The organism is Streptomyces sp. NBC_00872, from assembly GCF_045161915.1.
Classification (GTDB): Bacteria; Actinomycetota; Actinomycetes; order Streptomycetales; family Streptomycetaceae; genus Streptomyces.
Genome location: NZ_CP108806.1, coordinates 7,546,256 through 7,560,533, shown reverse-complemented (window position 1 = coordinate 7,560,533; position 14,278 = coordinate 7,546,256). Strand labels below are relative to the sequence as shown.

General features: G+C 72.3%; 10 protein-coding genes. 4 read left to right on the top strand and 6 right to left on the bottom strand.

Translation table 11 applies throughout. From position 1 onward, the window contains the following. The first annotated feature begins 74 nt into the window (after positions 1-74). The 3 genes from OG214_RS32370 to glpK all read left to right on the top strand — a co-directional run bounded on the left by OG214_RS32370 (position 75) and on the right by glpK (position 3,100). A complete protein-coding gene (locus tag OG214_RS32370) occupies positions 75-422 on the top strand; it encodes a DUF962 domain-containing protein (RefSeq protein ID WP_363084904.1) in 348 nt (115 codons plus the stop codon). 289 nt (positions 423-711) lie between these two features. Continuing rightward, a complete protein-coding gene (locus OG214_RS32365) occupies positions 712-1,470 on the top strand; it encodes an MIP/aquaporin family protein (protein WP_363084905.1) in 759 nt (252 codons plus the stop codon). Positions 1,471-1,588: 118 nt separating this feature from the next. Further along, positions 1,589-3,100, top strand: coding sequence for a glycerol kinase GlpK (glpK, locus tag OG214_RS32360; RefSeq protein ID WP_363084906.1), 1,512 nt, complete (start codon positions 1,589-1,591; stop codon positions 3,098-3,100). A gap of 105 nt (positions 3,101-3,205) precedes the next feature. Here the strand turns inward: glpK and OG214_RS32355 are convergent, their stop codons facing one another. From OG214_RS32355 to OG214_RS32340, 4 genes are read right to left on the bottom strand one after another with little or no spacing between them, the layout of a single operon-like run. Next, on the bottom strand, positions 3,206-3,814 hold the full coding sequence (locus OG214_RS32355; protein ID WP_405986713.1) for a GTP-binding protein: 609 nt from the start codon (positions 3,812-3,814) through the stop codon (positions 3,206-3,208). Beyond that, positions 3,795-4,190 (bottom strand): DUF742 domain-containing protein, encoded by a 396-nt coding sequence (locus OG214_RS32350; protein WP_066955975.1) that lies wholly within the window; start codon positions 4,188-4,190, stop codon positions 3,795-3,797. The genes OG214_RS32355 and OG214_RS32350 overlap by 20 nt, the downstream gene beginning before the upstream one ends. A 10-nt stretch (positions 4,191-4,200) precedes the next feature. After that, positions 4,201-4,644 (bottom strand): roadblock/LC7 domain-containing protein, encoded by a 444-nt coding sequence (locus tag OG214_RS32345; RefSeq protein WP_363084908.1) that lies wholly within the window; start codon positions 4,642-4,644, stop codon positions 4,201-4,203. Beyond that, positions 4,641-7,490 carry a nitrate- and nitrite sensing domain-containing protein gene (locus tag OG214_RS32340; RefSeq protein WP_405987679.1) on the bottom strand — a complete coding sequence of 950 codons (2,850 nt, stop codon included), beginning with the start codon at positions 7,488-7,490 and terminating at the stop codon, positions 4,641-4,643. The genes OG214_RS32345 and OG214_RS32340 overlap by 4 nt, the downstream gene beginning before the upstream one ends. A 418-nt stretch (positions 7,491-7,908) precedes the next feature. Here OG214_RS32340 and OG214_RS32335 point away from each other — a divergent pair, with 418 nt between their 5' ends. Then, positions 7,909-8,358 carry a hypothetical protein gene (locus tag OG214_RS32335; RefSeq protein WP_405986712.1) on the top strand — a complete coding sequence of 150 codons (450 nt, stop codon included), beginning with the start codon at positions 7,909-7,911 and terminating at the stop codon, positions 8,356-8,358. 74 nt (positions 8,359-8,432) lie between these two features. Here the strand turns inward: OG214_RS32335 and OG214_RS32330 are convergent, their stop codons facing one another. Then, complete coding sequence (locus tag OG214_RS32330) at positions 8,433-13,145, bottom strand: hypothetical protein (RefSeq protein ID WP_405986711.1); 4,713 nt, start codon at positions 13,143-13,145, stop codon at positions 8,433-8,435. Positions 13,146-13,259: 114 nt separating this feature from the next. Further along, the gene (locus tag OG214_RS32325; protein ID WP_363085099.1) at positions 13,260-14,141 is read right to left on the bottom strand and encodes a hypothetical protein; all 882 of its coding nucleotides are present in this window, start codon (positions 14,139-14,141) and stop codon (positions 13,260-13,262) included. Positions 14,142-14,278 lie beyond the last annotated feature (137 nt).

Genomic DNA, 14,278 nt, shown 5'->3' with positions numbered 1-14,278 from the left:
CCCGGTCGCCCGTCTCCGGGACAGACGCGGGAGAACCCGTATCCGGTTCTCCCGGGAGCGGTTACGGTGCCTCCATGGCGCAGCAGGAATTTGATTCGTACGAGGAATTCTGGCCCTACTACGTCGCCATGCACTCCAAGGCGGCGACCCGCTGGGTCCATCTCACCGGCACGCTCACCGGACTCGCGATCAGTGCCTATGGCCTGGCGCGCGGGCGGAAGCGGTATGCGGCGGCCCTGCCGCTGATCGGTTACGGGACGGCCTGGCCCGCGCACTTCCTCATCGAGAAGAACAATCCCGCCACCTTCGGGCATCCGGCCTGGTCGCTCCGCGGCGATGCGCAGATGATCCGGATGATGCTGGCGGGACGTGACCACGAGCTGGCCGAGATCGCGGAGAAGTGGCTCGCCGAGCACCGCTGACCCGCCCGCCCGACCCACGGCCGGGCAGCACGCCGGGCAGCACGCCGGGCACCCCGCCGAGTACCCCGTCGGGCATCGCTCCGGTCGTCGCTCCGGTCGTCGGAACTGCGCGTTCCGTACGTCCGTGTCAAGACCGTCCCTGAACTGCGCGTGCTGTCAATGACCTTGACGCTCCCTGACGAGCCGGTGAACACTTCCTCTTCGCCGTCAGCGCCGCGGGTAGGCGCGCTCAGCACGCTCGTCATGGAGATCCGGGGCGGACGACCCCGGGCCAGGTCTAGGAGCCGCCTTGAGCAATGGGGACATATTCGTCGGTGAGTTCATCGGAACGGCCATACTCATCCTCTTCGGCGCGGGAGTCTGTGCCGCGGTCACGCTGCATCACTCCAAGGCGAAGGCCGCCGGCTGGGTGGTGATCGCCTTCGGCTGGGGCTTCGGCGTACTGGCGGGCGCGTACACCTCCGCGCCGCTGTCGGGAGGCCATCTCAACCCCGCCGTGACCGTCGGTATCGCGGTCGACACGGGCGAGTGGGACAAGGTCCCGCTCTATCTGCTCGGGCAGATGACGGGCGCGATCCTGGGCGCGGTGCTGTGCTGGCTGACGTACTACGCGCAGTTCCGGGCCAACGCCGACGCCGCGCTGGCGCAGCCGACGCTCGGTATCTTCGCGACCGCGCCGGAGCTCCGCAGCCCGGTGGCAAACGTTGTCACCGAGGTGATCGCCACGACCGCGCTGGTCCTGCCGGTCCTGGCCTTCGGGAAGAACGCGGGCATCGGTATCGGCGAACTCCCCGGCGACGCCGGGGTGTACGGGTCCGGGATCTCCGTCCTGCTGGTATCGCTGCTGGTCGTCGGGATCGGACTGTCGCTCGGCGGGCCCACGGGCTACGCCATCAATCCGGCCCGCGATCTGGGCCCCCGTATCGCGCACTCCCTGCTGCCGATACCCAACAAGGGCAGTTCCGACTGGGGTTACGCGTGGGTCCCGGTGGCCGGGCCGCTCATCGGCGGGCTGCTCGCCGGAGTCGTCTTCAACACGGCGTTCTGAGCGCGGCCCACGGAGCCGCTCCAGGAACGCAGCTCCACGGACGACGCCGCACGCACGCCACACGCACGCCGCCGCACGCACGCCGCTTTCCGACCGACCGACCGATCAAGGGGACGTCATGACGGAGAAGTTCGTCGCCGCCATCGATCAGGGCACCACATCGAGCCGCTGCATCATCTTCGACCACGACGGCGCGATCGTCGCCGTCGACCAGCGTGAGCACCGGCAGATCTTTCCCAAACCCGGCTGGGTGGAGCACGACGCCACCGAGATCTGGTCCAAGGTCCAGGCCGTGGTGGCGGGGGCGCTGGACAGGGCGGGGCTGCGAGCCGATCAGCTCAGCGCGCTGGGGATCACCAATCAGCGCGAGACCACCGTGCTGTGGGACCGCGCGACCGGCGAACCCGTGCACAACGCGATCGTCTGGCAGGACACCCGTACCTCCGCGCTCTGCCGTGAACTCGGCGGCGAGGACGGTCAGGACCGGTTCCGTGACACCACCGGGCTCCCGCTGGCCAGCTACTTCTCCGGTCCCAAGGCGGCCTGGCTGCTGGACGAGGTGCCGGGGCTGCGGCGGCGCGCGGAGCGCGGCGAGATCGCCTTCGGGACGATCGACTCCTGGCTGATCTGGAATCTGACGGGCGGCACGGACGGCGGGGTGCATGTCACGGATGTGACGAACGCGTCCCGCACGATGCTGATGGATCTGGAGACCCTCCAGTGGGATCCGTCGATCCTCTCGGCGCTGCGTGTACCCGAGGCCGTCCTGCCGGAGATCAGGTCCTCTGCCGAGGTGTACGGGACGGCCGTCGGACGGCTGGCGGGGGTGCCGGTGGCGTCCGCGCTCGGCGACCAGCAGGCGGCGGTCTTCGGCCAGGCCTGTTACGACACGGGCACCGCGAAGAACACCTATGGGACGGGCAGCTTTCTGCTGCTCAACACCGGTCGGCGGCCCGTACCGTCGAAGAGCGGGCTCATCACGACGCTCGGCTACAAGATCGGTTCGGAGGCGCCCGTCTACTGTCTGGAGGGGTCGATCGCGATCACCGGGGCCCTGGTGCAGTGGTTCCGTGACCAGCTCGGTCTCATCCGCAGTGCCGACGAGATCGAGTCGCTCGCCGCGAGTGTGGACGACAACGGCGGGGCGTATGTCGTACCGGCCTTCTCGGGGCTGTTCGCGCCGTACTGGCGCTCCGACGCGCGCGGGGTGATCACCGGTCTGACGGGCTATGTCACCAAGGCGCATCTGGCCCGAGCGGTGCTGGAGGCGACGAGCTGGCAGACACGTGAGGTGGTCGACGCGATGTACCAGGACTCGGGCGTACCGATCACCACGCTGAAGGTGGACGGCGGGATGACCGCCAACCATCTGCTGATGCAGCATCAGGCGGATGTGCTGGGGGTACCGGTGATCCGGCCGAAGGTCTCGGAGACGACCTGTCTGGGCGCGGCGTACGCGGCGGGCCTCGCGACGGGTGTCTGGTCGGATCTGGACGAGCTGAAGGCGCACTGGAAGCGTGATGCCGAGTGGTCGCCGCGGATGGAGGCGGAGGTGCGCGAGCGCGAGTACGGCAACTGGCGCAAGGCGGTGGAGCGCAGCTTCGGCTGGCACGAGGAGGAGACCCGGTAGGGGAACCGCGGCGGAGGAGCCGCGCGCCGGTGGACCGTCCGGGCCCGTACGGAGGCGTTCCGTACGGACCCGGGCGTCGGCCGGCGGGCGCGGGGCCCGGCCCGCTCAGGTGGTGGCGGCGTGTTCGCGTTGGAGCGCCGCGCGGGTCATGGCGTGCTCGACGACCGTCACCAGTACTTCCTTGACGGACTCGCGCTCGCGCGCGTCGCACATCACCAGCGGGACCTCGGGGTCCAGATCGAGTGCGGCCCGTACGGTCTCGGCCGGGAACCGGCCCGCGCCCTCGAAGCAGTTGACGGCGACGGTGAACGGGATGGCGCGCCGCTCGAAGTAGTCGACCGCCGCGAACGAGTCCGCCAGACGCCGGGTGTCGGCCAGTACGACCGCGCCCAGGGCGCCTTGGGCCAGTTCGTCCCAGAGGAACCAGAAGCGGTCCTGGCCCGGGGTGCCGAAGACGTACAGCACCAGATCCTCGCGGAGGGTGATCCGGCCGAAGTCCATGGCGACCGTGGTGGTCGTCTTGCCCTCGACGCCGTCGACATCGTCGACGGGCCGGCCCGCCTCGCTCAGCATCTCCTCGGTACGGAGCGGTCTGATCTCGCTGACCGCGCCCACCAGGGTGGTCTTGCCCACGCCGAAGCCGCCCGCGACCAGAATCTTCAGCGTCACGGGCTCGACCGGACGCTGCCGCTGGCTAGAGCGCCCGTAGACCATTGATCACCTCGCGGAGAATGTTCACGTCCGGCAGCTCGGCCGGCGGAACGGGACGGGTTACGTGCACGATCTCGCTCTCGACGAGATCGCCGACCAGTACCCTGACCACCCCGACGGGGAGGTCGAGGCTCGCCGCCAGCTCGGCGATCGACTGGGGGCTGGCGAGACAGCGTTCCACGATCTCCACATGTTCCGGGGAGAGCGTCTGGTCCCGGGCGGGATCGTCGGCCGCGGGTTCGGGGACGACGATCGCGATCAGGTCGAGCCGGTGGCGCGTCGCGCTGCTGGTGCGGCCACGCGTCATCGCGTACGGGCGTACTACCGGTCCGGCCTCGCCGTCGAACCAGTGCTGCGGATCCTGACCTGCGTCACTCATCCCAGCCCACTCACCCTCCGGCGGGCAGACCGGTCCGGGGTGATGTGCCGAGATGGACACCGACCCGCTTGACCATCAGTGTCATCTCGTAGGCGACCTGACCCACGTCGGAGTCCGCGTCGGAGAGGACGGCCAGACAGCTCCCGTCGCCCGCGGCGGTGACGAAGAGGAACGCGTCGTCCAGTTCCACGACGGTCTGCCGGACACTGCCCGCCTCGAAGTGTCTGCCCACGCCCTTGGCGAGACTGTGGAATCCGGAGGCGACGGCCGCGAGATGCTCGCCGTCCTCGCGGGTGAGGTCCTTGGACGTGCCGGTGGCGAGGCCGTCGCCGGAGAGGACCACGGCTTTGCGGATGCTGGCGACCCGCTCGACGAGTTCGTCGAGGAGCCAGTTCAGCTCTCCCGAGCCGTTGGGGTCGGTGGAGTTGCGTACTGCTGCGTTCGGTGCGGTCATCGACCGTCCCCCTCCGATGTGGTTCCTTGTGTATCGCCGGGGCCGGTGGAGTCCTCGGCATCGTTCTGCCGACGACCGCGCTGCCAGCCCCGTTGGAGCGAAGCCATACGGCTGCGTACTTCGTCCGCGTCCCGTTCGGTGTCGTGGAGCGCGGCCGACGCCCGGTCCGAGGAGCGGTCCGGGGTGATGTCCCGCAACTGGGGGGCGAGGCTGGCCTGCCGGACCCGGCGGGGCAGTCCGTCGAGCAGGGACGGGTCCTCTTCGGCGGGTCGCGGGGCACCGGAAGCGGACGGCTGTGCCGGTACGCCGGACCAACCGCGGCCCGTTCCGCCGACGGTCTGTTCCCGCTGGTCCCGCTGCTCCCGCGCGGAGGACGGGGCACGGCCCGGCTCGTCCAGGCGCCTGCCGCGGTCCACGACCAGCGTCGGGGGCTTGCGGCGGGGCAGGCTCACCGGCTCGGCGGAGCGCTGGGGCCCGGAGTCGGCGGCCTGCTGGTGCTGTTCGCGGAGTCCGCGCGGCTCCTGGGCGGCGCGGCCGTCACGCCGGTCGCGGAAGTCACGGCCGCCGTCACGTACATCGCGCATGTCCCGTGCCTCACGTCCGTCGCGCATGTCCCGGGCGTCACGCGGGTCGCGCGGGTCGCCGCCGGAGTCACGGAGATGCTCACGGGCGCGGAACAGCCCTCCGCGCTCGCTCCCGGTCTCGTCGAGTTCGCCGATACCGTCGCCTCCGCCGAGCATGCCGTCGCCGCCGAGCACCGGTCCGTTCCCGATGCCCAGGGAGCCGACCGGCGCTTCCAGTTCGACAGGACCGTCGAGGACGGACGGGCCGCCGCCGCGCCCGGTGGGGACCTGCGCCAGCGCGGTGAGCCGGCCGCCCCCGCCGTCGGCGCGGTGGCGTCCGCCGCCCGCGGCCCTCTTACGGTCGAGGCGGAAGCCGGTGCCCTCGGTCTCGGGCGCGTCGGTCAGCAACGCGACGGGCAGGAAGACGATCGCGGTGGTGCCGCCGTACGGGGAGGGCTGGAGCGAGACGCGCACGTTCTGCCGCTGGGCGAGCCGGCTGACCACGAAGAGGCCGAGCCGGTCGGTGTCGGACAGTTCGAACTCGGGGGTCTCCGCGAGCCGCAGATTCGCGTCGAGCAGCACTTCGGGCGCCATACCGAGACCGCGGTCGTGGATCTCCAGGGTGAAGCCGTTGGCGACCCGCTCGCCGTGCACCTGGACCGCGGTGTGCGGCGGCGAGAACACCGTGGCGTTCTCCAGGAGTTCGGCGATGAGATGGGTGAGGTCGGCGACCGCGGGGCCGCCGACACCGATCCGGGGGAGCCTGCGGACCTCGATGCGCTCGTAGTCCTCGACCTCGGCCACGGCGGCCCGTACCACGTCCATGAGCTGGACGGGCTTGCGCCACTGCCGTGAGGGCGCGGCTCCGGAGAGGATCACCAGGCCTTCGGCGTGCCGGCGCATACGGGTGGTGAGGTGGTCGAGCCGGAAGAGGTCGGCGAGTTCCTCGGTGTCCTCCGTACGGCGCTCCATGGTGTCCAGGAGCGTGAGCTGACGGTGGAGCAGGACCTGGTTGCGACGGGCGAGGTTGACGAACACCTCGGAGACACCGCGCCGCAGGTCGGCCTGTTTGACGGCGGCCTCGACCGCGGCGCGCTGGAGGGTGTTGAGCGCCTGGCCGACCTGGCCGACCTCGTCCCGCTCGTAGTCGAGCCGCGGCGCCTCGGTCTCCACGTCGACCTGTTCGCCTGCGGCGAGCCTGCGCATGACGCTGGGGAGCCTGACACCGGAGACCTCGTGGGCCTCCTTGCGGAGCTGGGTCAGGTCACGGATCAGATCGCGGCCGACGCGTACGGATACGAACACGGAGACGAGGAGCGCGACGAAGCCCACGGTGCCGGCCAGGATGAGCCGGATGAAGACCTCCTGGCGCACGGGGTCGATATGAGCGCGGTAGAGGGCGTCGGCCTGGGCGCTCTCGCTGGTCAGGTCCTCCAGCACGGGGGCGGTCATCTTCTGCCAGAGCGCGATGTCGACGCCCTTCGGGTCACTGGTGGGCCCGGCTTCGATGAGGTCGTCCTCGGTCTGGCGCAGCGCGAGCGTGGCGGGGGTGCGCCAGTACTGTTCGAGCGTCACCCGGTCCGTGAGCGGCAGGTCGGAGAGATTGGTCTGGTAGAGGACGGTGCGGCCGGCGACCAGATCGGAGACCGAGCGGATGTCCGCGGCGGTGAGCCGGCGCGCGATCAGCGCGGAGGCGACCACCGCGTCCTCACGGGAGAGCATCTCCTTGGCGCGGCCGAGACCGACCAGCGCGCGGCCCCAGTTGTCCCCGTCCACGTCCTCGTGGCCGTACAGGGACGCGAGGAAGGTGTGGCCGGGGTCCACGAGCTGGTTGTAGAAGTCGAGCGCCCGTTCACGGGTGACGGTGCTCTCGTCCACGGAGCGGCGCATCAGGTCGAGGCCGTCCAGGGCGCCCATGAGCACGTCGAACCGCTCGTGCGTGGTGGTGTCCATCCGGTCGCGGACCCCGAGGGTGGCGTTCTTCCTGACGAGGGCCACGGCCGTGTCGGTGTCGGCCCGGCGGGTGCGGAGTTCGTTCGTCGCGTTCGCGCCGCGCGGGTCGGAGAGATAGATGAGTGTCTGCCGGCGCTCGCTCTGGAGGACGAGGATCGCGTCCTCGACGGGGTGGCCGATCTTCTTGATGACATGACCGATGTCGAGGAGCTGATTGGCCTGGCCGCCGGTGAGGACGGAGATGAAGGCCCACATGACGCTGAGCGCGACGAGCGGCACGAGCAGCAGCGCCACGATCTTCCGGCGGATGGATTTCCCGCGAAAGCGCATGGCCTCCCCCAGCTCGATCCCCGCCCGGTGCGGGAGATACTCCGTCAGCAAACGGCGCGAGCCTACTACTGTCACACCGGCAACTCGAAGACACATCCGGATGATTTTCGGCCGCTCCATGGCACCTTGATCACGAGTTGTCCCGTTTTTCGGCGAGTTGCCTTGCACCTCGGGGAGACCGGGGGCGGAGCCGGACGGCGCGTACAGGTCTGGTCAGTTGGCCTGAATCATTCGGTCGGTCCTTCGCCGGGAATCTTCACGCGCCGCCATTCGTCCTTGTGTACGGGGATCAGGGGGAAGCGGAAAGCGCTGCGGGCGGTTCGCGTATCACATTCGGTTCCATGGCCGGCGTGAATCGCGACGAGACGGGCAGTCACCCTTGAGTCGGACAGTGGACAGCGGTTGGGGAGTGACGTCCATGGAGACGGATGAGCGGCGTGGCGCGGCGCCGGCGGGTGGGATCGCGGAGGTGTCCCGGGGGCTCTGGATCGAGGAGCCCGCGGCGCGGTATCGCATGCCGGATCCGGTGAGAACGGCGGCGGTCCGGGCGGTGATCATAGCGGCGGTGACACTGATTCAGGCCATGGTGGCCTTCCTCAGTACGCTCGCGGGCTCCTGGCTGGCGTTCCCGATGGTGCTGAGCAGTGTGGCCTCCACGGTGGTGGCGACCTGGGGCGTACTGGACGTATGGGTCACGCGCCAGGTGTGGAACCAGCGCCATGGTGTGATCTCCGCGCCCAGCAGCACGGCCCGGCGGCTCCGCAGGGAGCGGCGCAGGGCCAGGCGCGCGGCGAAGAGCGCGGCGCGCGAGGCCGCGCGAATACGGCGGCGGAGCCGGCGGCATCGGAACAGCCTGAGCGAAGCCTGAACGCGCCGTCGTGTCACCGGTTGACGCGCCTCGGTACCGGTTGACGCGCTCCGGTCACCCCACGGCGGCCCCGGTCACTCGGTCACGGGCTCCGGGGTCCGGCGGAACATCCGGGTCGCGGTGATCTCGCCGTGCACGGGCTCACCGTCCGGGTCGGGCTGGGGCAGTCCTGGGCGCAAGTGTTCCTCGACGCTGATGTATTTGAGTCCCGCGCGCAGATCGGCGTCATTGCGCAGCCGGATGACCAGGGGGAACTCCGCGAGCGCCGTCGTGTCGAAGAGACCCGTGGTGTAGAGGAGCTGTACGCCCAGGGCGTCCGAGACCGCGCGCTGGAGCTCCAGCAGATAGGTGGCGTTGGCGCGGCCGATCGGATTGTCGAGGAAGAGCGTGCCCGCGTGACGGTGTTTGTCGCGGCCCCGGTCGTTGCTGCGCAGGGCGGCCATCGTGCAGTACAGCGCGATCGCGGCGGTCAGAAGCTGACCGCCGGAGAAGACATCGCCCATCTGTCCGACCGGGACCCGCTCCGCGCGCAGTACGGCGTCGGGCTTGAGGATCTCGACGACGACCCCCTTGGGCTGGAGCGCCGCCTGAACACCGCGCAGCAGCAGGGACATTCCGTCCCTGCGGAGGTCTGAGTTCTTCTTGAGCGCGGCGCGGGTCGCCTCGTCGACGACCTCGCCGAGCCGCTCGATGAGCGCCGCCCTGTCCGGCTCCTCGAAGCGGATCCGCAGGAACTCCTGGCCCGACCACTCCCCGAGGCCCTCGGGGAGCCGGGAGAGCCGCTGTGCCGAGCGGAGCGTCGTCAGCGCGGACTCGACCAGCCCGCGCAGCCGGTCGACGATGGAGTCACGGTTGCGTTCGAGCTGTGCCAGTTCGTCCGTCAGCACACGCAGCCGGGGGGCGAATGCCTGGGCCCAGGACGCGGCGTGCTCGGGCAGCGCGGACGCGGGCAGTTCGCGGATCTGCTGGCGCGCGGGTGTGCGCACCTGTTCGTAGCGGGTCGCGTTGGCGTGCCGTACGAGCACATCACACGCTTCCCGTACGCCGGTGTCGGCGGCGGAGAGGTCGGCGGCACAGGCGCGCAGGGAGCGACGGGCCTCCGCCATGGCGAGCCGTGCCTCCGACGGGCCGCCGGGATAGGGCTCGGGCGGCTGGGACGTCTCCTCGTCCCTGTCGTCCTCGGCCACGGCGCCCCGGAGCAGATCGCGCAGAAGAGCGGCGGTCTCGTCGAAGCCGCCCGCCGCGTCCTCGGCGGCGCGATGGGCGTGGAGCAGTTCGGCGTGGGCGTCGCGCGCGGTCTCCAGCGCGTCGGTCCTGACGGCCAGTTCGGTGGTGGCGGTGCGCAGGAGGCTCTGCGCCTTCTCCGCGTCGGCGGGCACCAGTTCCTCGGGCAGCTCGGTGTGCGCTTCGCCGTCGGCCGGGGCGAGCCGCTCGGCCTCGCCCCGGAACCGGCCGAGTTGCTCGCTGGCGGCCGAGGCGCGCGACTCCAGCATCTGTACGAGCGATTCGGCGCGGGCCGCCGCCGCCTGCCGGGACGGGCCGTCGGCGCCGTCCGTCGATTCGAGCAGCTGGGCGGCCCGGTTGCGCACCTTGTTGGTGAGCCGGTCCAGCTCGGCGAGCGCGGCGCTCTCGTCGCTCTCGGCGCGGGCCTGTTCGGCCCGCAGATCGGCGCCGACGCCCACCTTCTCGTAGAGCTGGGAGGCGGCGCGATAGGCCTCGCGCAGGGCGGGCAGCGCGGTGCGGGGTGCGTCCGGCCCCCGCTCGGGTACGGTCTCGGGCGCGCCCGCGATCTCGGCGCGCTCGGCGCGCAGGGCGCGGGCGGTACGGCGGGCGTCGTCCGCGGCGCGCTGGGCGGCCCTGCGGTCCTCGTCGGCGGCGCGGGCCCGCTCCAGACACACGGCCGCCCGTGCCTCGGACTCGGCTGCCTCGTCGGCCAGTTCGCGTAGTTTCGCCTGCCAGCCGGACCGCTCACGGAGCCGGAACGCGAGCCCGGCCAGGGCGTCCGCGGCGCGGCGGGCGCGCTGGGCGGCCTCCTGCCGCTCGTCACGGACCCGCGCGGTGTCGGCGGCGGACTCGTCCGCCTCTGCCCGTACCGTACGGGCCTCGGTGAGGGCTGCCGCAGCCGTCTCCGCCGCGGCCCTGGCCACCCCGGCTGCCCCGGCCAGCTCCGTGAGCATGCCGGGCGGGCAGTCCGCGCGCCAGGAGCCGAGCCGTGCGGCGAGGGCGCGGTCACCGGCGAGCCGGGCCGTGAGCGTCCTGATCTCCTCGTCACGGGCGGACGCGCGGGTGCGCAGCGCCTGCCGCTCCTCGTCGGCGGCGTGCTCGTCGTGCATGGCGGGGTTCGGCGGTACGAGGAAGACCCCGCTGTCGCCCGTACCTTCCGCGCCGGGGCCCGGGACGGGCGCCAGCAGCGCGGCGGCGGTGCCCACGGCGACGGCGGACCTCGGCAGCAGCGCGGCGCCCGCGAGGGTTTCCCGGGCGCGGGCGTGCGAGGCCGGGTCGGTGATCACGACACCGTCGACCAGCTCGGGCCGTGCGGCGAGCACGGCGGCGTGGTCGGCCGGGTCGACGGCCTGGGCGAGATAGCGCCACCCGGGGAGGGCGGGGATGCCGTGCTCGCCCAGATACTCGACGGTGGCGAGGACATCGGGGCCGGGTGGCAGCAGCCCGCCGTCACCCAGCGCGCCCAGGATGCGGGAGTCGTCGGCGGCGGCCGTGCGCAGCTCGAAGAGCTGCCGCTCGGCGGCGGTGACGCCCTGGTCGAGCAGTTCACGCAGCTCGTCGGCGTACCGGTCCAGCTCCTCGGCGCTCAGCGGCCCGTCCGTGGAGTCCGGCCGGGCGGGCGCCGGGCGCCGGCTCCCCGACGGACCGCGCCGGCCGGTGTCATCGGCCGGCGCCGAGCCGTCACGCGGGCCGGGCACTCCGGCCCGGGTGCCGGCCGCCGGGGGCAGGCTCAGCAGCGCGGCGAGACGCTCGTCCGCGGCGATCGATTCCGCGGCACGGTGCTCCGCGTCGTACGCGTGCTCGGCGGCCAGGGCCGCGTCGGCGGCGCGTGCGGCGGCCAGTTCGGCGCGGGACTCCGTGCCGGCCGCCTCCCTGGCCAGGTCGGCGGCCGTACGCGCGGCCTCGCGCGCCATGTCCCAGCTCGCGACGGCGGACTTCTCCGCGTCGCTCGCGGCGAGCGCGGCACGGGCCGGGTCGGCGTCGGGCGCGGTGTCGTCGAGCCAGCCCGCCCGTACCGCCTCGGCCGTCTCCTGCTCGACCTCGGCGAGACGCTGGCGCAGATGCCCGGCCTCGCTGCGGGCGCGCTGCGCCTCGGTGGCGGCGGAGGTCGCGTCACGGTGGGCGGCCTCGCCCGTCTCCTGGAGGACGGCGGAGCGTTCCTCCTCCTCGTTCGCCAGCCGCTCGCCGTCCTCGGCCGCCGCGTGCAGGGCCCGTACGAGATCGGCCGCGGCGGTCGCCCGCGCGGCCAGCGCGGGCGCGGCGTCACGCTCGGCCTCACGGATCGCGACGGCGACCCGCGCGGAGCGGTCGGCGGCGGCGCGATGGCGCAGCACCGCCTCGGCGGCCTGCCAGGCGGAGTGCAGCGTACGGGCGTCGCTCAGCTCGCGGCGCTGAGCGGCGGCGCGCTTCTCGGCGGCGGTGAGGGCCAGCGACGCGTGCCGGTAGGCGAGTTCGGCGGCGATCAGCGACCCGCGCCCGCGGGACTGCTCGGCCGTGGTCACGGTGTGCGCGGCGGCGGTGACCCGGTGGGCGAGATCGGCGGCGCGTCCGCGCTCCTCGGCGGCGCGCGCCTGGAGCCGCCGTACGAGCGTACGGGCCCGGCGCTCGGCGCCCGCGTGGATGTCACGGGCCCGTGCCCGGGTCTCGGCGGCCTCGACGATCCGGCCGAGCAGATCGGCCGAACCGGCGGTGAAGTCCCGCTCGGCGGTCAGTTCGGCGCGGCGGCCCAGCTTGTTCCCGAACCCGCCGACGAGGTCGGCCAGTCCGTCCGTGTCCCGGGTGTCGGTGACGGCGCGCAGCAGCAGATCGGTGAAGTCGGAGTCCTTCTTGACCGCGAAGAGGCCCGCGGCCTCGCCCTCGTCGGCGTTCATCTCGCGCTGGTAGCGGAAGAGTTCGGGGTCGAGACCCAGTTCGCCGAGGTGTTCGTTCCAGCGGTCGTGGATCTCCTCCCAGTGGATGTCGAGATGCGGATAGAACTTGCCGGCCTCGGTGAGGGCGTCCCGGAAGCCCTTCATGGTGCGGCGTCTGCCCCGCGCGCCCGAGGCGCCCTCGACGGGCGGCCGTACGGCGGTGGACTCGGCGACCGGCAGGGAGTCCAGGCTCAGCCCGGGGCCCGGCCGGAAGGAGTACCAGCCCTCGGCGAACTTCCTGGGGTCGTTGGAGACCTGCCGGCCGCGCCACTCACTGGCCTTGCCGACCACGACGAGTTCACCGGTGAGCGTGTGCTGCCACTCCAGGGCGACATGGCCGCAGTCGTCGGCCAGCAGGAACTTGCGCAGCACTCCTGAGCTGGCGCCGCCGAGTGTGTTGCGGTGTCCCGGCAGCATCACCGAGAAGATCAGCTTGAGCAGTACGGACTTGCCGCCGCCGTTCTCCAGGAAGAGCACGCCCGCCGGGGCCGGGCGGCGCGGCGGTCCCACCGGCTCCTCCTCGAAGAACTCCGCCTGGGCGGGCGCGGGATGCGGTACGGGGGCGCCCACTCCGCGCAGATCGAGCACGGTGTCGGCGTAGCGCGCACCGGCGGGGCCGATGGAGTAGAGGCGGACCCGGGACAGCTCGTACATGGCGGCGGACTCTCGTTGTGGTGAACAGCGGTGGGGGGTGCGGTCGGGAGATGCGGTCGGTCGGGAGATGCGGTCAGGGGTTGTGGTCAGGGGCGGGGCGGTCAGGGGGTGCGGTCAGGCGTGGAAGGGCAGGCCCGCGTCGGCGGCCAGCTCCAGATCGTCGCCCTCGGGCGGCGGCAGCAGGGTCGCGGAGCCGTCGCTGACGGGCACGACGCCCAGTTCGAGCAGTTCGGCCATGGCCGCGTGGCCCGCCATGTCACGCACCTGGAGCTGATAGCGGGCCGTGGTGCGGTACGCGCCTCCCGCGTCGTCACCGGTGCGCTGGAGAAAGCCGGAGTCGGTGAGGAACGCGACCGCCTTGCCGACGATGCCGGTGGTCGATCCCGCGAGTCTGCGGGCGTCCTTGGTGGCGCCGGTGGCGCTGCGCCGTGCGTAGATCCGCCAGGCGGCCTCAAGACCGGGGGCGTCGGTCGACGGGTCGGTGTTCTCCCCCTCCGCCTCGGCGCGCTCCTCCAGCCGGCGGCAGGCCTGCCGTACGAACGCGTCGACGCCGTTGACCGTGATCCGGCCGATGTAACCGTCGTCGGCGAGATCCTCGGGGCGGGGGAACGCCATGGCCGCGACGGCGAGATGGGCGAGACCGTGCAGAAAGCGGTCGGCGGAGTCGGTGGAGGCACGGCGGGCGTAGTCGCCCATGCGCACCGCGAAGACCGAGTCCTCGCCCGCGGTCACGGCCATACCGGCGCGGGCGGAGACCTCCAGCACGACCAGGCCGAAGCCGGTGGCGACGGCGTCGGTGACGCGCGCGAAGGCGGGGTCCTCGCGGTAGCGGCGCAGGAGTTCGGTGTACTCGATGTCCCGCGCGGGCAGCAGCTTGGGCTGGAGCCCGAAGGAGACGAGACGGGCGGCGTCGGCGGCGTCCGCGGGGGTGACGGCGCTCGGGGCGGCCGGGGCGGGGTCCGCGCCGCCGCTGCTCTCGGCGGGGTGGTCACTCACGGGGTACGGCTCCTTGCGGGTGCGGTGCGCGCCTGTCGGCGCGGGGTGTGGGGTGCGACGCGGGGTGGGGTGGGGTGGGCGCGGGCGCGGGTGCCGGGACACCGCGGCGGTACGGGTCCGGACGGCGTGATGTACGC

Coding starts and splice junctions, on each gene's coding strand:
- OG214_RS32370 (WP_363084904.1), top strand. CDS start 75: ATGGCGCAGCAGGAATTTGATTCGTACGAGGAATTCTGGCCCTACTAC.
- glpK (WP_363084906.1), top strand. CDS start 1,589: ATGACGGAGAAGTTCGTCGCCGCCATCGATCAGGGCACCACATCGAGC.
- OG214_RS32355 (WP_405986713.1), bottom strand. CDS start 3,814: ATGGTCTACGGGCGCTCTAGCCAGCGGCAGCGTCCGGTCGAGCCCGTG.
- OG214_RS32350 (WP_066955975.1), bottom strand. CDS start 4,190: ATGAGTGACGCAGGTCAGGATCCGCAGCACTGGTTCGACGGCGAGGCC.
- OG214_RS32345 (WP_363084908.1), bottom strand. CDS start 4,644: ATGACCGCACCGAACGCAGCAGTACGCAACTCCACCGACCCCAACGGC.
- OG214_RS32340 (WP_405987679.1), bottom strand. CDS start 7,490: ATGCGCTTTCGCGGGAAATCCATCCGCCGGAAGATCGTGGCGCTGCTG.
- OG214_RS32335 (WP_405986712.1), top strand. CDS start 7,909: ATGGAGACGGATGAGCGGCGTGGCGCGGCGCCGGCGGGTGGGATCGCG.
- OG214_RS32330 (WP_405986711.1), bottom strand. CDS start 13,145: ATGTACGAGCTGTCCCGGGTCCGCCTCTACTCCATCGGCCCCGCCGGT.